Consider the following 22,318-nt stretch of genomic DNA (forward strand, 5'->3'; position numbering starts at 1 on the left):
TATTTTCATACACTTCTTCAACTGTTCCAAACTGTGTTAACAATTTAATCGCCGTTTTTTCACCAACTCCTGGTACACCTGGAATATTATCTGATTGGTCTCCCATTAAGCCTTTCATATCGATAATTTGCTTTGGTGATAAGCTGTATTTCTCAAATAAAGCTTCTTTCGTATATTCATCTACTTCCGTAATCCCTTTTCTAGGAATGCATACAAGCGTGTTATCAGAAACAAGTTGAAGTAAATCTTTATCTCCTGAAATAACTTTTACACTAGCTCCTTGTTCACTCGCTTCTTTCGCTAGCGTTCCCATAATGTCATCCGCTTCATAATTTTCTAATTCATAACGCGGTACGTTGAATGCATCGAGCATCTCACGAATAAACGGGAATTGCTCTGATAACTCAGGTGGAGTCTTTTGACGTCCTCCTTTATACTCACTATATGTTTTATGACGGAATGTCGTTTTACCCGCATCAAATGCTACTAACATGTGCGTCGGTTTTTCTTCCTCTAATATTCTCATTAACATCATTGTAAAACCGTAAATTGCGTTCGTATGTATACCCTTGTCGTTATTTAAAAGCGGTAGTGCAAAGAAAGCACGATACGCGATATTATTACCATCTACTAATACGACCTTTTTTTCCAAATCAGAAACCTCCCCATACAAATTTGAAATGATTTTTTTCACAGAAAAAAACCGTTTCTTTCCTCTCTCTATATTAACATGACTAATAGAGAGAAGAAAAATAACGGTTATTTTCTTTCATATATAAAACAGACTTATATTGGCATAAAGGGAAGTGACGAGAACAGCTTAACTATTCTCGTCCAAAATTACTCCTTGGATGAAGGGGTTTTCATGTATTATATTAACAGAGCTTTATTAATATTTAATTAAGCCATTGTTAATATATTGTAAACATCCTTCATCCTATTTTTCAGTTGCTGATTTTGGTAAAACAACTGTAAATGTTGTCCCTTCCCCAACTTCACTATCCACTGTAATCGTACCGTGATGCGCCTCGACTAAATGCTTTACAATTGATAATCCAAGGCCTGTACCACCAGTATTTCTACTTCTCGCTTTATCCACTCGGTAAAAGCGTTCAAAAATACGTGGAATTTCATCTTTACTAATACCAATTCCAGTATCTGATACTTTTATATAAGCATTATATTTATCTTCTGCTAATTCTACAGAAACAACGCCTCCAGCCGGTGTATATACGATTGCGTTATTCATTAAATTGATAAAGATTTGCTGCAAACGACTTGGATCTCCAATGACAGAGACACGTTTTAGCGTATTTACTTGTAAAGAGATTTCTTTTTCTCCCGCTTTATTATCAAGCACCATATGAATATCTTCAAGAAGTCCCTTCATATCAACGGTCCCCATACTCAATTTAAATCCTTGTTGCTCAATCTTTGATAAATCTAATAAATCTTCAATTAATCCTTGCATACGTTCACTTTCTTTTAAAATAATATGCAAGAAATGCTCGCAGAATTTTTTATTATCCATAGCACCGTCTAAAAGTGTTTCTGAAAAACCTTTAATAGAAGTAATCGGCGTTTTTAGTTCATGAGAAACATTCGCTAAAAAGTCTTTTCTCATTTGTTCTAACTTTTTCAGCTCAGTAATGTCATGGAATACAAGGACAATCCCTTTCCATTCATGGTTCGTCCCGATAATCGGTGCTCCATATACTTCGAAATGCTTTCGCTCAATGCCAAGTGGCAATAACATTTGTTTGCGCACTTTCACTTCTGTCATAAAAATTTCTTCCACAAGCTCTATAATTTCCGGATGATGAAACGACTCATAATATAAACGATCTAAATATTCTTCATCTGTGACGTGGAAAGTTTCCTTATACGAACGGTTTACAAGGTTGATATAACCGCGGCTATCAATTAAAATCATTCCACTTCCCATATTTTCAATTAACGTATGCAGACGATCTTGTTGCATTTCTTGCTCAAGTGTCATCTCTTGTAAATTACGAGCTAAAATATTAATCGCTTTACTTAACATTCCCGTTTCATCCGAATGACTTTCATAAGCGCGCGCTTTATAATTCCCCTTCGCTAATTCGATGGCAACTTTCGTAACGGATTCAATCGGCCTAATATATTGCCCTGTAATTTTCATACCTAAAAATACGACGACGAGACACGCGATAACAAATCCGATAATTAATAATCCCCACGTTTTTTGATGAACGTCTTTCAAAGGCTCAATTGTGCTCTTCACCAAAATGTATCCTTGTTTCCCTGCTACATCTTGCACGAACACCGCATGGTAAAATTCGTTATTCTGATCTGTTTCTTTCGTAATGACTTTATTTCTTTGTTTCGTTGTTTCAGAAGTAAGTTCTTTCATTATCCCTTGGCTAAACGCAGACTGTTCGCCTCCGCTATATTGAACCTTCTTTTTTTCATCTACAAATGCAATAGAAGCCTGTATTTTTTCTTCTAACTTCTCAAATACATATGGATTTTTTAAAACATCATCAAAACCTTGTTCTTCTGCTAATACCGCAACATACTCTGTCTCTTTTACCATTCTCTCTTTCGCATGATCTATATAATAGTTTTCAAACACGGTCTCCAGCAATAAACCGAGTCCGACTAAAATAAAAACAATAAGAGAAACAAATGTAAAAAGAAGCCTGGAACGAAATTTATTCATCCCCTTTTGGCTCCTCTAATTTATATCCTAAACCACGTATCGTTTTAATGTACGTCGGTTTTTTCGTATTTTGTTCAATTTTATCGCGTAAATGGCTAATATGAACGTCAACAATTCGTGTATCACCAGCGAAATCATAATTCCATACAGCACTTAATAATTGATCACGCGTCAACACGCGACTCTTATTTTTCGCAAGATAAACAAGTAGTTCAAATTCTTTTGGTGTTAATTCAAGCTTTCTTCCTTGGAAATAAGCCTCATAAAACTCTGGTAAAATTTTAAGTTCAGCAATTGTAATGCTCTCTTCATCAGACGATTCTGTAACTTGCTCTTCTTGTTGTAATTTCGTGCGGCGTAAAATTGCCTTCACACGCGCAACAACTTCCCTTGGGCTAAATGGCTTCGTCATATAATCATCTGCCCCAAGTTCAAGACCTAGCACCTTATCAAATTCATCATCTTTTGCTGTTAACATTAAAATCGGCGTCATAACGCGCTGCAATCGTAATTCTTTACATACTTCCATACCATCCATTTTTGGAAGCATTAAATCTAATATAATTAAATCTGGACGTTCTGTTGTCGCTTTTTGAAGCGCCATTTCTCCATCCATCGCTGTTATCACTTCAAAACCAGCTTGTTGTAAATTAAATTCGATTAAAGTTAAGATAAACTCCTCATCATCAACTACTAAAATACGATTGTTCATTCTTTTCCTCCAAGTTATAGACTTGAAACCTTCTTCATCCTAGTATTTTCCCCGTTATTCTCATCATACTAGAAAACAAGGTCCCTCTCAATATAATTGTCTATACATGGAGCTCATTTGTACTAACACTTCGAAAATAAAACCAATTAAAACTTCATCCCCTCTCAGCGCTCCAAACTCGATAGATGAATCTACCTTTTTCAAAATGTTTTTCCGTACAAACCGTAAACTCCCTCTCCTGGGCTAAGAAAAAAGAAAGAGCATACGCTATTTTATAATCTAGCGTTTCATACCCATCAAATACTCTTCCATGCATTTCATTCGCAACCCCGTCCGCCCACACTTCAGCCTCTCTCATCGTTTCAAAGATAACCTCTTCTCTTCTCTTTTCCATCTCACCTTAAAAATCACTCCTTTCATTGACTTACATTAACAATTTATATATTGTAAATTTTAATATATAGATATAAACAATGTGGAGGTCTATTATGCGACTAGTACTACCTATTCTATCTTTACTAGTAACGTGCATTCTTACATTCAACGCCCCAAGCTGGGATACGATTAAAACAGGTTGTTCAGATTTCGCTCAAGGATTTACTGAAGGATTCTTCAATTAAAAATAGCGCTAGCTCCTTTATGAAAGGTATGCTAGCGCTATTCATATTTTCATGTTTTAAAAATTATCTAATGCTTTCTCCATAATAGAAACTGATTTGAAAGGGGGCGTTACTGTTAAGGAACCTTTTACAACCGTTTCTCCTTTTTCATCATGAGCAGATACAAGCATATCAATTGTATGTTCCTCCTCAGAAACAGCCACTACTTCAAAGTGGATTTGTAACGTTTCATAATGGTGAACATGCTTCACGAACGTAAGGTCCTTTCTCGTAATATGACTACCTGGACCTGGTAAATATTTCGTAACTGCCGTTGTAATCATTCCAGTTAGCATAATGCTTGGTACAATCGGCTTTTCATACGGAGTTTGGGATGCGTAATCATGCTGAATATATAATGGATTGGCATCATTTGTTAACCCTAAGTACAATAACAAATCTTTATCCTCAATTTTTTCAGTGATAGATAATTTCTCTCCTACTGTAATTTCATCCATTTTACGACCGATTTGAACTTTTTTCTTTAACATGTTACAACCCCCTCCGATTTTTTCACCTTATTATCCTACGAAAAGCGATACCTGATCCGAAATTTACTATGATGAGGGCAATGTATAGTATAAATCTACAGTTTCATTATAGGATATTACAAATGATAGCGTTTTCATGTTATTTCAAAAAAACATTTGTATAAATAGTAGAAAAAGATTCGGGGCCCCGAATCTTTTTCTACTTCTATTTCATTATTAAACAAGAACTTTCATAACGTTACGTACAGATTCTACAGAGCGATCTAACGCCTCTTTTTCATCTGCAAGAAGTTCTAATTCAATAATTTTTTCAATTCCGTTACCACCAAGAATTACTGGTACCCCTAAGTAAAGATCGCTATAACCATATTCACCTTCAAGGTACGCAATAGCCGGTAATACACGGCGTTGATCTTTTAAGATTGCTTCTGTCATTTCAACTAAAGAAGCAGCTGGTGCGTAATATGCACTACCGTTTCCTAATAAGCCTACAATCTCACCGCCACCTTTACGGGTACGTTCTACGATTGCTTCTAAACGCTCTTTCGGAATTAACGTTTCTAACGGAATGCCACCTGCATAAGAATAACGTACAAGAGGTACCATATCGTCACCGTGTCCACCAAGAACAAATCCTGTAATGTCTTTCACAGAAAGATTTAATTCTTGAGCGATGAATGTACGGAAACGAGCTGTATCTAATACGCCCGATTGACCGATAACACGCTCTTTCGGGAATCCCGCTTCTTTAAATACAGAATATGTCATTGCATCAACTGGATTTGTTAATACAACAATAATTGCATTTGGTGAATGTTTTGCAATGTCGCGCGTAATACTTTTCATAATTTTAGAGTTTGTTGCTACTAAGTCATCACGGCTCATACCAGGCTTACGCGCAATACCTGCTGTAATCACAACAACGTCAGAATCAGCAGTATCTGCGTAATCAGATGTTCCAATAATGTTAGCATCAAAACCTTGTACTGGGCTCGCTTCTAACATATCTAACGCTTTCCCTTTTGTTGGATTTTCCAGTTGTGGAATGTCCACTAATACAACATCTGCAAGTTCTTTTTGTGCTAATAAGAATGCTGTTGTTGCTCCTGTAAATCCTGCACCGATGACTGAAACTTTCTTGCGTTTGATTGTCATAATTTACCCCCCGCTTTAATTATGCGTTTTTGATTATCGCTACATCCATGTTTTTAATAAGTTCATTAGCGAACTCAGAACATTTCACTTCTGTTGCACCTTCCATTAAGCGTGCGAAATCATAAGTCACTACTTTTGAAGCAATTGTTTTCTCAACTGAAGCAGTTACTAATTTCGCAGCTTCGTTCCATCCTAAGTGCTCTAATAATAATACACCAGAAAGAAGAACTGAAGATGGGTTTACTTTATCTAAACCTGCATATTTTGGAGCTGTACCGTGCGTAGCTTCAAAGATAGCATGTCCAGTCACATAGTTAATGTTTGCACCAGGTGCAATACCAATTCCACCTACTTGTGCAGCAAGTGCATCAGAGATGTAGTCTCCGTTTAAGTTCATTGTTGCAACAACATCGAACTCACGTGGACGAGTTAAAATTTGTTGTAAGAAGATGTCTGCAATAGAATCTTTTACGATGATTTTTCCAGCCACTTCAGCGTCTGCCATCGCTTTATTCGCTGCATCTTTTCCATCTTTCTCAACGATACGATCATATTCAGCCCAAGTAAATACTTTGTCGCCGAATTCTTGTTCCGCTACTTCGTAACCCCAGTTTTTGAAAGCACCTTCTGTAAATTTCATAATGTTTCCTTTATGAACTAATGTAACAGAAGAGCGTTTTTCGTTAATTGCATATTGAATTGCAGCACGAACAAGACGTTTTGTCCCTTCTTCTGAGATTGGCTTAATACCAATACCAGATGTTTCTGGGAAGCGAATTTTATTCACACCCATTGCTTCTTTTAAGAAAGTAAGAACTTTTTCTGCTTCTGGAGATCCTTGCGCATATTCAATTCCAGCATAAATGTCTTCTGTATTTTCACGGAAAATAACCATATCAGTATCTTCCGGACGTTTTACAGGTGAAGGAACACCTTCAAAATAACGAACTGGACGTAGACATACATATAAATCTAATTCTTGACGAAGTGCTACGTTTAGAGAACGAATACCACCGCCAACTGGAGTTGTAAGTGGACCTTTAATTGCGATTAAATATTCACGAATTAAATTTAAAGTTTCTTCTGGTAACCACTCGCCTGTTTGGTTGAATGCTTTTTCCCCTGCAAGCACTTCTTTCCAAACGATTTTCTTCTCACCATCATAAGCTTTTTCAACTGCTGCTTCTAGTACACGAGATGCAGCTGCCCAAATATCAGGACCAATTCCATCTCCTTCAATAAATGGAATAATCGGATTGTTTGGTACATTCATAACACCATTAGTTACAGTAATTTTTTCACCTGTCGTCAATGTGATAACCCCCATGTTTGAAATTTCATATGTATGAAACTGAGGGAATAACCCCTCAGTTCAAACCGTTAGTCAAATTAAAATATTCTAATCATTACATCTTTCCGAAAAAATCAGACTTTTGAAAGCGTATTTTCACTATCAAAATAGTGTTATTCGCTTATCGTTGTGCAATCGGAACATAAACTTGATGTGTTGGTCCATTATAATCAGCACGCGGACGGATTAAACGGTTATTTTCATATTGTTCTAGAATATGAGCTAACCAGCCTGACATACGGCTAATTGCAAAAATAGGTGTAAATAAGTCATGGTCAATTCCTAAACAATGGTATACAGAAGCTGAATAGAAATCAACATTTGGTGGAAGACCTTTTTCTTTTGTTACAATGTCTTCAATTTTGATAGACATATTATACCATTTCTCTTCTCCTAAAAGCACGCATAATCTCTTAGACATTTCGCGTAAATGTTTTGCACGTGGATCACCATGCTCATATACACGGTGGCCAAAGCCCATAATTTTCACTTTATTTTGAAGAGCATTATGAATATATGATTCTACATTTTCTTCTTCGCCAATTTCAGTTAACATCTTCATTACATTTTCATTTGCCCCGCCGTGAAGAGGACCTTTTAACGCACCGATTGCTGCTGTAATACCAGAATATACATCTGAAAGTGTAGCTACACAAACGCGTGCAGTAAATGTAGAAGCGTTTAACTCATGATCTGCGTGAAGTACAAGCGCCTTATCAAAAGCTTCAATTTCAACTTCGTTTGGCTCGCGATCATTTAACATGTACAAGAAGTTTGCAGCTAATGATAAATCATTTCTAGGCTCAACAACATCTAAGCCTTTACGGATTCTTGCGTAAGCAGCAACTAAAGTCCCTACTTGAGCCTGTAATTTAACCGCTTTCAAATAATTGGACTTTTCATCCATAATTTCAGCGCTCTCATCGTATAATGATAGCATGGAAATTGCAGTTCGTAAAACAGACATCGGATGTGCGATTTTTAAATCTACTTGTTTCAAATATGCTAAAATCTCACCTGGAACTTTATAGTATTCCGATACAATCTCCTTAAATTCCGCTAGTTCTTGCTCGTTAGGAAGCTTGCGATGCCATAATAAGTACACTACTTCTTCAAATGTAGCATTCTCAGCTAAATCATCAATATTATACCCAACATAAGTTAATGTATCATCAATAATAGAGCTCACAGATGATGTTGTTGCTACTACCCCTTCTAAACCTCGAATAACAGTCATGACATTCTCTCCTTTTCCTGAAAATTCTCCCAACCTTGCTCCTTATATCTATTTGCTCCCCTTTTGAATTATGAACGCCCGTTCACTCTTTAGGCAAGCAAAATGCACGATCATGCAAATTTGTTGCGATGTTCCCCTCTTATTATCCATTGTTTACATGGAAAGCATGAGCGTGAATGTCTCCCCGAATCCTCACGCTCAAAACAACAAGTTAGTGAGGAAAATGAATTCCGAAGAGTTTTATGATAAAAACAACATAAAGCAATATCATTATAAAATTGTTTTATGTTGTTTTTATTTTATCTGGTGTAAAGTCTCTGCTGTTATGTAACTTTTCAAAGTTTCTAATCCTATTATAAACAATTATCTGACTTTTGTGAACAGAAAGAATTCAAAAATTTTATATTACTATAAAATTCTTTATTTAAACATCTGTATAATACTCATAACTGCATAGGCAATTCCAGCCCCAATTAATGGACCTACAGCGACCCCATTAAATAAAGCAACTGCTATAATTGTCCCGAAAACGAGTGCAGTTGTAATATGAGGATCTGTCGTTAATAATTGTACGCCACCTTTCGCTAACAGAGCAACTGCTACCCCTGAAGCTAAAGCAATCCATGCATAATACGATTTCGCTGCTTCCCCAAGTTGTTTAAAACCTATTTCCCCCGTTGCAATCGGTACGAGTACTGCTATTGTAATAACCGTAACACCGAGGTTAATCCCTTTCGTTTGTAGATAAGGGAAGACTTTATCTCCTAGAAACGTAAATTTCAATAGAAATAACACACCAATAGCTACAGTAAGCGATTGGTTTTTCGCAATAAGTCCTATAATAAGTAGTATGAATAAAAATAACGTTGACTGACTAATCATGTTTGCACTTCCTTTCTGAAAATAATGAACTCATTTCCAAACAAAAATACCTTTAAACCTATCGTTATACATGCTATATCGATGCCTATCCAACATGAATCACTTCATTTTTTATGCATTTTAAAATGAAAAACTGAGACTTTCACCATACAAATGTAAGCATGTATACATTTTAAAAAACGGGCGTCTCTCCTTTCTTTTCTAATTAGAAACAGGTAAAATAAAAAGAAGAGAAAATGAAGTTTTTACCATATAGTAGAAGCATCAACACCAAGCTTTCACAGTCACTCACGTACTGAAAAAGCAGGAAAAATCCATCATTCCACTATAACATAAAGTGAAACTTTAATCAGTGGGGCATTTTCCACTGATTATTAGCCTTCACCAATCGGGCTTTTACGGACAGTTTATCTCCATGTAACTCCTTTGATACAGCTGCACTTCGGGCAGGAGATTTACTGCCCGTTAAAGCGGGGTAAAGTGAAACTTTAATCAGTGGGGCACACTCGTTATAAGTTGAACGAATTAGGATAATCCAAATTGGAATGGGAGGTATACATCTTTGAATCGAAACTTACTATATATGATATTGCGACTCATATTTGTCATTGTAGCTACGGTAGCCGGGTTCTATGCATTACTATATATGTCAGGACTTATCTATCCTTTTATTATCGCTTTCGCATTTGCTTATTTGATTAATCCTGTCGTCAATTTTCTTAATCAAAAACTACAATTTCCTCGCGCACTCGCAGTACTCGTTAGCTTAATTCTCGTATTTGGAGCTATCGTCGGACTCGTTACATACCTTGTAACAGAAGCAATATCTGCTACAACATACTTACTACAACTTGTTACAGTAAAATTTCCGGATATCGTTGCATTCGCTCAGCAGTTTGCACTTAATCATATTATGCCTCTCTATGATGATTTAATTTCTAAATTTAATCATCTTGGGGAACCACAGCGCTATACGATTACACAAAACATTCAAAACTTAGGAACTGAAGCAACGACGCAAATGAAAGAACTTTTAACCGCTATTATAAGCGGGTTAACAAATTTTATTAGTGCACTACCAACTACTTTAACTGTACTTGTTTTCGTTTTATTAGCCACTTTCTTCATTAGTTACGATTGGCATCGTCTTGCTCAGAAGGTAAGAAAGTTTTTGCCCAACCGTGTTCATGGCTATGGAAAAACTATTTTTGTGGATTTAAGAAAAGCTTTATTCGGTTTTGTTAAAGCACAACTTACACTCGTATCTATGACAACTGTTATTGTATTAATCGGACTTTTAATATTACGCGTACCATACGCCATTACTATCGCGATTATTACAGGGGTTGTAGATTTACTCCCGTATTTAGGAACAGGAGCTGTCTTCGTTCCTTGGGTTATATACGTATTTTTCACTGGCGACACTGCTTTCGCCATCGGTCTTCTCATTTTATACATCGTCGTGATTGTCCAAAGACAAATTATGGAGCCAAAGGTACTTTCATCTAATATCGGCCTTGATCCATTAGCAACACTGATTGCTCTATTTGTCGGCTTTAAGCTCTTTGGCTTCTTAGGATTAATCATCGGTCCAGTCACCTTAGTACTACTTAATACATTACACAAAGCTCGTGTATTCCATGATTTGTGGAAATATATTAAAGGCTCACCTTCAAAATAATAGTTTCTAATTCATACACAACAAAAAACTTACATGTAATCAGTGGGAAATTCCCACTGATTATTCCTTGTACTTATTTTTCATACTCATTACATAAAACAAGAGAATTGCACTCAAAAAAGATAATTCTCTTGTTTTTTTGCATAAAAAAACGCATATTTCGTGGTGTTTTTACATATTTATTCTGTTATCATTATAATTATTACTTACATTTATTACTTTTTATGTAAATGAATAAATATACAAAATGGCATAAAATGAGACTTAAACTGACTGTTTGCCTATTCTTATTTAACTTTTTTCATTCCAATTCATTCTTTTTTACATACAAAAACAATCTTAAGTTCAGATTCCCACTTTAAACACACTAATTCAGAGTTAACAACTCCCCAAATCACATATCCAATCGAAAAAATACACAACAAATACAACAAAGTAAAACTTTAATCTACAAGGATCCTATCCCCATCGATTATTAACCGTCACATTCGCCGCATGTTAAAACACATCTTTCATTAACTGAACTTTAACCACCCTCTCATCCTTTTACAGACAAAAAAATAGTGCTTAGATCGCTATAATCTAAGCACTATTTCTGCACAATAATAGTTGAGTTTTTTCTAAACTTCCATTCCATCCACTTCATAACAAACGGCTTCAATACAGCCCTCGTCACAGGGACAACAAAGATGAAACCTATTATATCCGTTACATATCCAGGAAGTACTAAAAGAATACCTCCTATAAAGATAAAAATACCATCTAAGACCGCTGCTCCTGGCATTTCTCCTCTATTCAACTTAGATTGAATCTCTCCAAGCACTTTAAACCCTTGTCTTTTCGCCAAATATACACCTACAACGCCTGTAAATACGATCATAGCGAACGTAGACCACAAACCTATTACATGACTCGACCCAATTAAGACTGTAATCTCAATAGCCGGTATTAAAATAAACAAGAATAGTAACCACTTCATAGTTCTACACTCCTTTCATATCCCATCACTTTAAACACCCTCACAACGTCCATATACACCATATAAAAGCCAAACGCAATTTCCCATCAAACTTCATAATAAATAGCTTTTAAAAGCAATTTCAGACGTTTTAAGCTAATTTTACCTCATTTTTGTGTAAAAAAAAGAGAAGGACTCCGATCCTTCTCTCCGTATTACTTATAGCACTTCCGCATGTCCATTATAAACAATTCCGCGTGCTGCATCAACTGTTACTTCTTGGCCATTTTTTAAAGTTGCTGTTACGCCGTTTACACCAACGATAACAGGAATACCGATTGATACACCTACAACAGCCGCATGGCTTGTTAGACCGCCTTCTTCTACAACTAGAGCAGCAGCTTTTTCGATTGCAGGGATCATATCTTTATCAGTGCTTGTTGTAACAAGGATATCACCTTCGTTTACGTTCGCTACAGCTTCAGCAGCTGTTTTCGCTACAACTACTTTACCTTTTGCAGCTTTACGACCGATTCCTTGTCCTTTAGCAACTTCTTCACCAACAACGTGGATTTTCATTAAGTTTGTTGTACCAGTTTCAGCAACTGGAACACCAGCAGTGATTACTACAGTGTCTCCAAGTCCGATTAGACCTGCATCCATACCTGTTTGAATCGCTGTATCTAACATTTCGTCAGTAGAAGCTGCGCGCTTCTCAGCCATAAATGCTTGTACACCCCAAACAAGCGCAAGACGACGTCCTACTTGCTCGTCAGATGTTACAGCTACGATTGGAGATTTTGGACGGTATTTAGAGATCATTTTCGCAGTATATCCACTTTCTGTTGGAGCTACGATTGCAGCTACATCAAGAGCAAGTGCTGTATGCGCAACAGATTGGCTAATTGCATCTGTAATTGTTGGAGTGAACTCTTTAATACGTTTTTTGAACATATCTTCATATTGTAATGATTTTTCAACACGTACTGCAATGTTAGCCATCATTGTTACTGCTTCTACTGGGTATTGTCCAGCAGCTGTTTCACCTGAAAGCATGATTGCGTCTGTACCATCGAAGATTGCGTTAGCTACGTCACTTGCTTCCGCACGAGTTGGACGTGGGTTACGTTGCATAGAATCTAACATTTGTGTTGCAGTAATAACTGGTTTACCTAACACGTTACATTTTTTGATTAGACGTTTTTGTACTAATGGTACTTCTTCTGGTGGAATTTCTACACCCATGTCACCACGAGCTACCATTAAACCGTCAGAAACTTCTAAGATTGAATCGATATTGTCGATACCCTCTTGGTTTTCGATTTTTGGTACGATTTGGATGTATTGAGCGTTATGCTCTTCTAGTAATTCACGGATTTCTAATACGTCAGCTGCTTTACGTACGAATGAAGCTGCGATGAAATCAACTTTTTGCTCGATACCGAAGATGATATCTTTTACGTCTTTTTCAGTGATACCAGGAAGCTTAATGCTTACGTTTGGTACGTTAACACCTTTTTTATTTTTTACAGTTCCGCTGTTAAGAACTTTTGTACGGATGTTTCCGTCAGCTTTTTCGATTACTTCTAGCTCGATAAGACCATCATCGATTAGAATGCGAGAACCTGGGTTTACATCGTCATAAAGACCAGCATAAGATACAGAGAACTTCTCTGCAGTACCTAATACTTGCTCAGTAGAAATAACAACTTCTGCACCTGTTACAAGCTCAGCTTGTCCGTCTACGAAGTCGTGAGTACGGATTTCTGGACCTTTTGTATCAAGTAAGATACCAACTGTTTTACCAGTTTTCTTTGAAGCTTCACGAATGTTTTTAATACGAGCGCCGTGTTCTTCATGGCTACCATGAGAGAAGTTTAAACGAGCAACGTTCATACCTGCTTCGATTAATTGCTCTAATTTTTCAATACTTTCACTAGCAGGACCTATAGTACATACAATTTTAGTTTTACGCATATTGCACCTCCGAAAATTATGAAACCGTTCCCAAATATCCGACATTACGCCGATTAGATGGATAATTCTTTAGATAATTGATACATATCTTTATCGATTGTATGCTTTTGAGCTAACGCTTCGATAATATCATGATCAACAAGTTTGTTATCTTGAATACCTACACAACGTCCACCTTTACCAGCAATTAATAATTCAACTGCTCTTGCACCAAGACGGCTTGCTAATACACGGTCTTGTGCACTTGGTGATCCACCACGTTGTACGTGACCTAATACAGTTACGCGAGTATCAAAGTTTGTTGCTTCTTCAATGTGCTTACCGATGTCAATTGCACTTCCAACACCTTCAGCTACAACGATAATACTGTGTTTTTTACCACGTTCACTACCGCGCTTCAGACGAGCGATAACATCTTCCATGTCATACTCTTCTTCTGGAATTAAGATTGTTTCCGCACCATCAGCTAAACCAGCCCATAATGCGATATCACCAGCGTGACGTCCCATTACTTCGATAACATATGTACGTTCATGAGATGTAGCTGTGTCACGAATTTTATCAATTGCATCAATAACAGTGTTTAAAGCTGTATCGAAACCAATTGTGAAGTCTGTTCCAGGGATATCATTGTCAATTGTACCTGGTACACCAACACATGGGAATCCTTGTTCAGTTAATTTTTTAGCGCCTTGGTAAGAACCATCTCCACCAATAACAACAAGTCCTTCGATACCGTGTTTCTTTAATTGCTCGATACCTTTTAGTCGTACTTCTGGGTCTTTAAACTCAGGACATCTTGCTGTATATAATTTCGTACCACCGCGGTGGATAATATCGCCAACAGAACCTAGTTCTAATTTTTCAATGTGACCAGAAATTAATCCAGCGTATCCATGGTAAATACCATATACTTCAATATCATGGAAAATCGCTTTACGAACAACTGCACGAATGGCAGCATTCATACCAGGTGAATCTCCACCACTTGTTAATACACCAATACGTTTCATTTGTACTCACCTCATAAAGATTATTTGCCTTATAATAAAATAACACGAAAAAATATAAAAATACAATGGAGAAGATGTGTCTTTTCATAATAAAAACGTGCATTCGCGAAGTGGAACGCACGCTTTTCTTATTTTATCCAAATGGAAGCGTTTGAAAACGAAACTTGCCCAATTTTCATATATTTTTCATAACGTTTTTCGATTAATTCATCTTTCGAAATTCCGTTTAATTGTTCAAAAGTTTTCCCTAGCATTAAATCTATATTTTCTGACTGTTTCAAAATATTACGGTGTGCTCCACCCTTTGTCTCTGGAATAATTTCGTCAATTACACCTAATTCTTTCAAATCCGCTGCTGTAATTCTCATCGCCTCTGCAGCTTCCTTTGCTTTTCCTGCATCTTTCCAAAGAATTGCCGCTGCACCCTCTGGCGTAATAACAGAATAAGTGGAATTTTCTAGCATATGAATATAATCTCCTACTCCAAGACCTAGTGCACCACCACTACCACCTTCGCCGATAACGATACAAATAACAGGCACCGTTAAGCCTGCCATTTCGAATAAATTGCGGGCGATAGCTTCACTTTGACCACGTTCTTCAGCGGCTTTACCAGGATAAGCTCCTTTTGTATCAATAAAACAAATAATTGGACGGTTGAACTTTTCCGCCTGCTTCATTAAACGCAATGCTTTTCGATATCCTTCTGGGTGAGGCATCCCAAAATTACGGCGAATATTTTCTTTCGTATCTTTTCCGCGTTGATGCCCGATTACAGTTACAGGCATCCCTTTATACTTCGCAATGCCGCCGACAATCGCTGCATCATCGCCAAATAGACGATCTCCATGACATTCAAAAAAATCAGTAAATAAGTGCTCAATATAATCGAGCGTTGTCGGTCGTTCTGCATGACGAGCAATTTGAACACGGTCCCACACTTTCATATTGCCGTATATATCTTCCTCTAAATTTTCTAGCTTGTCTTCCAAAATACGAATCTCCTCACTGAAGTCCATCTGGCTGTTTTTCGTATAGTCTTTCAGTTCACGAATCTTATTTCTTAGCTCAACAACTGGTTTCTCAAATTCTAGCTCTGCCATACAGCCATTTCCCCTCCTTGATGAACTTCTAAAATCTTACGAAGCGATTCTCTCATATCATCACGATGTACCACCGCATCTAATTGACCATGTTCTAGTAAGAATTCTGCCGTTTGGAAATCTTCCGGTAGTTTCTCACGCACCGTTTGTTCAATTACACGTCTACCAGCAAATCCGATCAGCGCCCCTGGTTCTGCAAGATTATAATCACCAAGTGAAGCGAAACTCGCTGAAACCCCGCCCGTCGTTGGGTGAGTCATAACAGAAATAAATAATCCTCCTGCATTACTATGCTTTTTCAAAGCTACGCTTGTTTTTGCCATTTGCATTAAACTTAATATCCCTTCTTGCATACGGGCACCACCCGAAGCAGTAAAGATAATAAATGGAACTTGTAAGTCGTACGCCTTTTCAACCGCACGGGCAATTTTTTCTCCTACAACAGAGCCCATGCTCCCCATTCGAAAACGAGAATCCATTACTGCAACAACAACAAGCATGTCATCAATTGTTCCTTCACCAGTTACAACCGCTTCGTTCAATTCAGTCTTTTTACGATCGCTCTCTAGTTTCTCTTCATATCCTGGAAACTCGAGTGGATTTAATGAAACCATTTCTTTGTCATACTCACGGAATGACCCTTCGTCCAATATACTATCAAGACGTTCCCATGCATTCATAGGATGATGATATCCACAATTCACACATACTTTTAAATTTTTTAGAAGCTCTTTCGTATACATGATTTTTTTACATTTCGGACATTTTGTCATAACGCCGTCTGGTACATCTTTTCGTACTTGTTCTGAAGGTATTGCAGCGTACTTTTTCTTTTTCACGAATAAATCTCTTAGCACAATTTGACCCCCTTCGTTGAGAGCTAAGGTTAGCGTAAGAAGAAAATTGGGCTAACACCAAAGTTTGATGTTAGCCTTATCTTCTCAATCTGTCTAATAACCTCACTCTTTACGTTTAACTTTAACCGCTACGCGATAGAATGTTTGTCATAACGTGTCATGGTCATTTCGACAAATTTTATACATTACGAGTGAAACTGTATATTCTCTACTAATTCATCGTAAATTTTTAGTGCATCATTTTCTTGTTTTTCTTCCAAAATAGCGTAAAGCTTTCTATACATATCGATAGAATCTCCTGAAACTTTACAAGAAAGAGTTGATACGTAATCATTTACGATCATCCAAATGCGATATAGTAAATAATTATCGACTTGTTCAATAAGTGTTTTAAAGAACGTTTGGTGAAGCATTGGAACTGAGTTTTCATTTCCTTCAAGCACTTGATGTAATTTACTTAGCACTTTAGAAAACGTTTCTTTCGGTAAATTACATACAATTCGAATCATATCTTTCTCAAGCAATCGTTTTGTTTGTAATAAATCACGAATTGTTTTCTCATCTTGCAGCAAGAACGGAGCAATCAATTGTACAAGACCGTTATCGTAAAAGTTTCGAATAAACGTCCCTTCACCACGTCTTGTTTCAATTAATCCTACAAGTTCTAAAGCACGCAACGCTTCTCTTACAGAGGAACGTCCTACGTTTAAACGTGAACTTAACTCACGCTCAGACGGCAAACGATCCCCTGCTATCAATCCATCCTCTTCCATAATGGAACGGATTTTTTTTACAATTTCGAGATATACTTTTGTATTTGATGATGTCAATGGAAATTCCTCGCTTATTCTTTACCAATCAGCGCTAATTGTTTTGTTTTCTCAGCAACTTCATTTGGATCTACTTGACGGCGAGCTACTCCTGTCTCCATTGCAGCTTTCGCAACGTAAGCTGCTACTTGAGGCGCTACACGCGCGTCAAACGGTGCTGGAATGATATAGTCTGCATTTAACTCATCTTCTGCTACAAGCTCAGCAATAGCTTGTACAGCTGCCATCTTCATTTCTTCGTTAATTTGTGTCGCATGTACATCAAGTGCACCGCGGAAAATACCAGGGAACGCTAGTACATTATTTACTTGGTTTGCGAAGTCAGAACGACCTGTTCCAACAACAGCTGCGCCCGCTGCTTTTGCCAATTCTGGCATAATTTCTGGAACTGGATTCGCCATTGCAAAAATAATTGCATCGTCATTCATTGTACGAACCATCTCTTCTGTTAATGCACCTTCTGCAGATACACCAATGAATACGTCCGCACCTTGTACAACATCAGCTAAAGAACCTTCGATACGATTCTTATTTGTATATTTTGCCACTTCATCCTTCACCGGATTCATACCTGTAGGACGACCTTCATAGATCGCGCCTTTACGGTCACACATAATAATGTCGCGTACGCCATAGCGATATAAAAGTTTAATAATTGCAATACCTGCTGCACCTGCGCCATTTGCGACAACTTTAATGTCAGACATTTTCTTTCCAACTAATTTTAGCGCGTTCACAAGACCTGCTACTGTTACGATAGCTGTTCCGTGTTGATCATCATGGAAGATAGGAATATTTGTTTCTTTTTTCAAACGTTCTTCAATAATGAAGCAGTTTGGTGCTGCGATATCCTCTAAGTTAACGCCGCCAAAAGTTGGCTCCATTAATTTTACAGTTTCAACAATTTTATCTACATCGTTTGTATTTAAGGCAATTGGGAATGCATCTACACCAGCAAAGCTCTTGAATAATACAGCTTTACCTTCCATTACTGGAAGAGATGCTTCAGGTCCGATGTTACCAAGACCAAGTACAGCCGTTCCATCAGTCACAACTGCTACCATATTTCCCTTCATCGTATATTCATATACCTTACTTTTATCGTCATAAATTTCTTTACAAGGTTCTGCAACCCCTGGAGAATATGCAAGACTTAAATCTTTTGCATTTTCTACTTTTACTTTTGATACAGTTTCTAATTTTCCTTGATGCACTTTATGCATGTGAAGTGCTTCTTCACGAAGTGTTGACAAACTATCCACTCTCCTCAAATTATTCTTGCTGATATCAATTTCTCCAAGTGGTCTGACCACGAACACTACTACTATAATAATCGAAGTGTAGGGAAATTGTCCATTATATTTTCACAACCACATTTTCTTCCCCGACAATTTCACGAAGTGCTCCTAAACATTCTTCACTTGGATGAATCGATAAACTTCGAGATAATTGTACCATTTTATGTTCCTTTTCATAATAAATTAGTACTTTCGCAAAACCCGAATAGTCAAACAATATTTTAGTAACCTGATTTAAAAGCTTTTTCTCATATTGAGACGGCAATTTCACGTAAACAGACGCATCTTTTTTTCCCTCATACACATCCATTTCTTCTAACGGATATAGTCCATTTACAATCCATTGCAGCTTATGATTTCTAAGCTCAATCATGCCGTCAACTAAAACAATTGCTCCTTCTTGTAACTTATCTGAGAAATGTATATACGTCTCGGGGAAAAGAACTGCTTCCATTTCATCATTTTGATCACAAAATGTAATAAATGCCATCTTTTGCAACTTTTTCGTACGAATCACTCTCACGCTTGTTATGTACACGATAGCTCTTTGTACTTTTTTCTTATGTCGCATCGCCTGAGCGAGAGTTGGAATTTCTAATTCTTTCGCTAACTTCACATACTGCGCTGTCGGATAGCTTGATAAATAAAAACCTAGTACTTCCTTCTCTTTATTTAACTGTTCAATAAAAGAGAGCTCTTCTCCTTGTACGTATTTTGATTTTGGAACAGCATCTCCTAAATCACGTGCAAGATTGGCATACTCTAACGCTCCTTTAAGACTTTTCCATAAATTCGTTCTCGAAACACCAAAATCATCAAAACATCCAGACCAGACGAACGCCTCTAAATTTCGCTCCGTTACAAACTTTGATGGCATGCGCAGACAAAATTCAAATAAATCTTCAAACATTTTTTTCTCTCGTTCTTCAATTAATGCTGTCACTGTAGCCATTCCGATGTTTCGAATGGAAAGTAAGCTGTAACGTATCGCATTTCCTTCTATTTGGAAATTGTAACCACTTCTCTGAAGAGACGGCGGCAAAACATGAAAACCTTTTCGCTTCGTTTCACGTATATACTGCACAATCTTATCTTCATTTCCAATTGCACTCGACAATAGTGCCGTCATAAATTCCAGCGTATAATTCGCTTTTAAGTAGGCAAGTTGATATCCAATCATACTGTAGGCTACAGCGTGACTTCGGTTAAAACCGTAATTTGCAAATCTTACAATTAAATCATAAATTTTCTCTGCCGATGTCTCGTCATAACCATTTTGTAAACAACCTTGCACAAAATGCTTACGTTCCTGATCTAAAATATCACGATTTTTTTTACTCACTGCACGACGTAATAAATCTGCTTCTCCGAGCGAGAAGCCCGCCAACTTCGACGCAATTTGCATAATTTGTTCTTGATATACAATTACACCGTATGTTCTTTCTAAAATCGGTTTTAAGTCCGGATGTAAATATTCAATTTTTCTTTTTCCGTGCTTTGATTCAATAAAGGTTGGGATTTGCTCCATCGGTCCTGGTCTATATAACGAGTTAACAGCAACAATATCTTCAAATTCATTCGGCTTTAACCCGCGAAGTACATTTCGCATACCACCTGATTCAAGCTGGAATACACCTGTTGTATCCCCTCTACCTAACAATTGGAATGTCTTTTCATCTTGAAGTGGTAAATTTCTTATATCAATTTCTTTTCCTGTTTTTTGCACGATAAACTTTATAATATTTTCAAGTAACGTTAAATTACGTAATCCTAAAAAGTCCATCTTGAGCAACCCAAGTTCTTCTAATGCATCAGCTGGGTATTGCGTAACATACACATCGTTATGCCCTTCTTGAATTGCAACACTTCCGGTTAATGGCTCTTGGCTCATAATAACGCCAGCTGCATGAATAGACGTATGACGCGGTAAGCCTTCTACACGTTTTGCAATTTCAAACACACGCTCATGCAAAAGGTTTCCTTGTATAAACTCACGGAGTGATTGCGATTCCTCATATGCATCTTTTAACGTTATACCAAGCTTTGATGGGATAAGTTTTGAGAATATGTCGATATCTCGCGGCGGAAGCCCCATTACACGCGCAATATCTCTAATTGCCGCTTTCGCTGCCAGCGTCCCGAACGTTACAATTTGAGCAACACGAAGCTGACCATATTTATCTTTCACATATCGAATCATCTCATCACGTCTTATATCTGGAAAATCGATATCAATATCTGGAAGTGTCACACGTTCGGGGTTTAAAAATCTTTCAAATAATAGATCGTATTCAATTGGATCAATATCTGTAATTTCTAATACGTAAGAAACGAGTGAGCCAGCCGCCGATCCACGACCTGGTCCTGTTAAAATATGATTTTCATGCGCGTACTTCATAAAATCCCAGACAATGAGGAAATAATCACTAAACCCCATGCTAGAAATCACGTTTAATTCATGATTCAAACGCTTTATATGTACTTCTTTCGGCGTACCATAACGTTTCTGCAATCCTTCTTCACAAACGCGGCGTAAATACATATCATTCGTTTCGTTAGATGGAACAGGGAATTTCGGTAATTGATTTACATGAAACGGTATTTCTACTCTGCAACGTTCTGCAATTTCTACTGTGTTATAAATCGCTTCTTCTACGTGAGAAAATAGTGCTTCCATTTCATCTGATGATTTTAAATAATATTGATCTGTTTTCAGCCTCGGTCTATCTGGATCTGTCATTTTCGTTCCACTTTCAACAGATAATAAGCATTCATGAACAAGTGCGTCACTTTGATTGATGTAGCGTACATCATTTGTTGCGACGACTGGAATATTTATCTTACTTATAAATGCAGGTAATTTCTCTTGCAGAAGCAGTTCATCTTGAATCGCATGATGCTGTAAACTCATATAAAAATTGCCGAACATATTTTGATACATACGAGCTACTTCTTCGGCTTGACTCTCTTTGTCTTCTAATAATAATTGTTCGATTTCCCCATCTTTACCTGGTGAAATAGCAATTAATCCTTTCGCATAATGTGCAAGCCATTTCTTAGGAATACCTTCTTTTGACTTCGTCATAATGCTACTAGAGATCTTTAATAAATTTTGATAACCTATTTCATTTTCAGCAAGTAAGACAAGCGGATAAGACTTTTCTTCTTCTTCACTAAAAATAGAAGCTGTTAAGCCGATAATAGGATGTATACCATGTTTCTTACATGCTTTATAAAACGGAATAACGCCATACATCACATTTTCATCCGTAATAGCAAGTGATGAATAACCGAGCTCTTTCGCCCTAACTACAAGTTCATCAATTTTACAAGCACTTTTTAATAAACTAAAAACGGTTTGACATTGTAAATGCACAAACTTCACTGTTGTACCCTCTCTTTACCTATTTGAC

19 protein-coding genes are annotated in these 22,318 nt (G+C 37.1%); 2 read left to right on the forward strand and 17 right to left on the reverse strand.

Translation table 11 applies throughout. The features are described from left to right. The 4 genes from MR083_RS13670 to MR083_RS13685 form a co-directional block, all read right to left on the reverse strand. Window positions 1-652: 5'-3' exonuclease (locus MR083_RS13670; RefSeq protein ID WP_277931448.1), on the reverse strand; the 652-nt coding region annotated here is incomplete at its 3' end. 285 nt (window positions 653-937) lie between these two features. Beyond that, on the reverse strand, window positions 938-2,701 hold the full coding sequence (phoR, locus tag MR083_RS13675; RefSeq protein WP_242269472.1) for a sensory box histidine kinase PhoR: 1,764 nt from the start codon (window positions 2,699-2,701) through the stop codon (window positions 938-940). Next, window positions 2,694-3,413, reverse strand: coding sequence for a two-component system response regulator PhoP (gene phoP / locus MR083_RS13680; protein ID WP_001065225.1), 720 nt, complete (start codon window positions 3,411-3,413; stop codon window positions 2,694-2,696). Before phoP ends, phoR begins: the two co-directional genes overlap by 8 nt. A gap of 154 nt (window positions 3,414-3,567) precedes the next feature. Further along, the gene (locus tag MR083_RS13685; RefSeq protein WP_000415561.1) at window positions 3,568-3,807 is read right to left on the reverse strand and encodes a hypothetical protein; all 240 of its coding nucleotides are present in this window, start codon (window positions 3,805-3,807) and stop codon (window positions 3,568-3,570) included. 94 nt (window positions 3,808-3,901) lie between these two features. On the opposite strand from MR083_RS13685, the gene MR083_RS27825 reads away from it, so the two are divergent. Continuing rightward, window positions 3,902-4,033 carry a hypothetical protein gene (locus MR083_RS27825; protein WP_001241582.1) on the forward strand — a complete coding sequence of 44 codons (132 nt, stop codon included), beginning with the start codon at window positions 3,902-3,904 and terminating at the stop codon, window positions 4,031-4,033. Between the two features lie 56 nt (window positions 4,034-4,089). Here MR083_RS27825 and MR083_RS13690 read toward each other — a convergent pair whose 3' ends face one another. The 5 genes from MR083_RS13690 to MR083_RS13710 all read right to left on the reverse strand — a co-directional run bounded on the left by MR083_RS13690 (window position 4,090) and on the right by MR083_RS13710 (window position 9,188). After that, on the reverse strand, window positions 4,090-4,563 hold the full coding sequence (locus MR083_RS13690; protein WP_000914180.1) for a MaoC family dehydratase: 474 nt from the start codon (window positions 4,561-4,563) through the stop codon (window positions 4,090-4,092). Window positions 4,564-4,779: 216 nt separating this feature from the next. After that, window positions 4,780-5,718, reverse strand: a complete 939-nt coding sequence (mdh, locus tag MR083_RS13695; RefSeq protein ID WP_000153232.1) for a malate dehydrogenase — start codon at window positions 5,716-5,718, stop codon at window positions 4,780-4,782. Between the two features lie 19 nt (window positions 5,719-5,737). Then, window positions 5,738-7,030, reverse strand: coding sequence for an NADP-dependent isocitrate dehydrogenase (icd, locus tag MR083_RS13700; RefSeq protein ID WP_000206903.1), 1,293 nt, complete (start codon window positions 7,028-7,030; stop codon window positions 5,738-5,740). Window positions 7,031-7,190: 160 nt separating this feature from the next. Next, complete coding sequence (citZ, locus tag MR083_RS13705) at window positions 7,191-8,339, reverse strand: citrate synthase (RefSeq protein ID WP_000503657.1); 1,149 nt, start codon at window positions 8,337-8,339, stop codon at window positions 7,191-7,193. A 387-nt stretch (window positions 8,340-8,726) separates the two neighbouring features. Then, window positions 8,727-9,188: a DUF441 domain-containing protein gene (locus MR083_RS13710; protein ID WP_000625507.1), complete on the reverse strand. Its 462-nt coding sequence runs from the start codon at window positions 9,186-9,188 to the stop codon at window positions 8,727-8,729. 562 nt (window positions 9,189-9,750) lie between these two features. On the opposite strand from MR083_RS13710, the gene ytvI reads away from it, so the two are divergent. After that, window positions 9,751-10,869, forward strand: coding sequence for a sporulation integral membrane protein YtvI (ytvI, locus tag MR083_RS13715; RefSeq protein WP_001081377.1), 1,119 nt, complete (start codon window positions 9,751-9,753; stop codon window positions 10,867-10,869). A 589-nt stretch (window positions 10,870-11,458) separates the two neighbouring features. Here ytvI and MR083_RS13720 read toward each other — a convergent pair. The 8 genes from MR083_RS13720 to dnaE all read right to left on the reverse strand — a co-directional run bounded on the left by MR083_RS13720 (window position 11,459) and on the right by dnaE (window position 22,290). Continuing rightward, the gene (locus tag MR083_RS13720; protein ID WP_000871623.1) at window positions 11,459-11,848 is read right to left on the reverse strand and encodes an FxsA family protein; all 390 of its coding nucleotides are present in this window, start codon (window positions 11,846-11,848) and stop codon (window positions 11,459-11,461) included. A 198-nt stretch (window positions 11,849-12,046) separates the two neighbouring features. After that, window positions 12,047-13,804: a pyruvate kinase gene (pyk, locus tag MR083_RS13725; protein ID WP_001232661.1), complete on the reverse strand. Its 1,758-nt coding sequence runs from the start codon at window positions 13,802-13,804 to the stop codon at window positions 12,047-12,049. A gap of 53 nt (window positions 13,805-13,857) precedes the next feature. Further along, the gene (pfkA, locus tag MR083_RS13730; RefSeq protein ID WP_000821163.1) at window positions 13,858-14,817 is read right to left on the reverse strand and encodes a 6-phosphofructokinase; all 960 of its coding nucleotides are present in this window, start codon (window positions 14,815-14,817) and stop codon (window positions 13,858-13,860) included. A 128-nt stretch (window positions 14,818-14,945) separates the two neighbouring features. Continuing rightward, window positions 14,946-15,920 (reverse strand): acetyl-CoA carboxylase carboxyl transferase subunit alpha, encoded by a 975-nt coding sequence (gene accA / locus MR083_RS13735; RefSeq protein WP_000818797.1) that lies wholly within the window; start codon window positions 15,918-15,920, stop codon window positions 14,946-14,948. Continuing rightward, a complete protein-coding gene (gene accD / locus MR083_RS13740; protein ID WP_000942865.1) occupies window positions 15,908-16,777 on the reverse strand; it encodes an acetyl-CoA carboxylase, carboxyltransferase subunit beta in 870 nt (289 codons plus the stop codon). The genes accA and accD overlap by 13 nt, the downstream gene beginning before the upstream one ends. A 185-nt stretch (window positions 16,778-16,962) precedes the next feature. Further along, window positions 16,963-17,607, reverse strand: coding sequence for a FadR/GntR family transcriptional regulator (locus MR083_RS13745; RefSeq protein ID WP_049112441.1), 645 nt, complete (start codon window positions 17,605-17,607; stop codon window positions 16,963-16,965). 14 nt (window positions 17,608-17,621) lie between these two features. Beyond that, the gene (gene ystJ / locus MR083_RS13750) at window positions 17,622-18,830 is read right to left on the reverse strand and encodes an NADP-dependent malic enzyme (protein WP_011199012.1); all 1,209 of its coding nucleotides are present in this window, start codon (window positions 18,828-18,830) and stop codon (window positions 17,622-17,624) included. Window positions 18,831-18,963: 133 nt separating this feature from the next. After that, window positions 18,964-22,290 carry a DNA polymerase III subunit alpha gene (gene dnaE / locus MR083_RS13755; protein WP_000673748.1) on the reverse strand — a complete coding sequence of 1,109 codons (3,327 nt, stop codon included), beginning with the start codon at window positions 22,288-22,290 and terminating at the stop codon, window positions 18,964-18,966. Window positions 22,291-22,318: the final 28 nt, after the last annotated feature.

Origin of the sequence: Bacillus cereus group sp. BfR-BA-01408 (assembly GCF_022663305.1) — a bacterium.
GTDB classification, from domain to species: Bacteria; Bacillota; Bacilli; order Bacillales; family Bacillaceae_G; genus Bacillus_A; species Bacillus_A pacificus.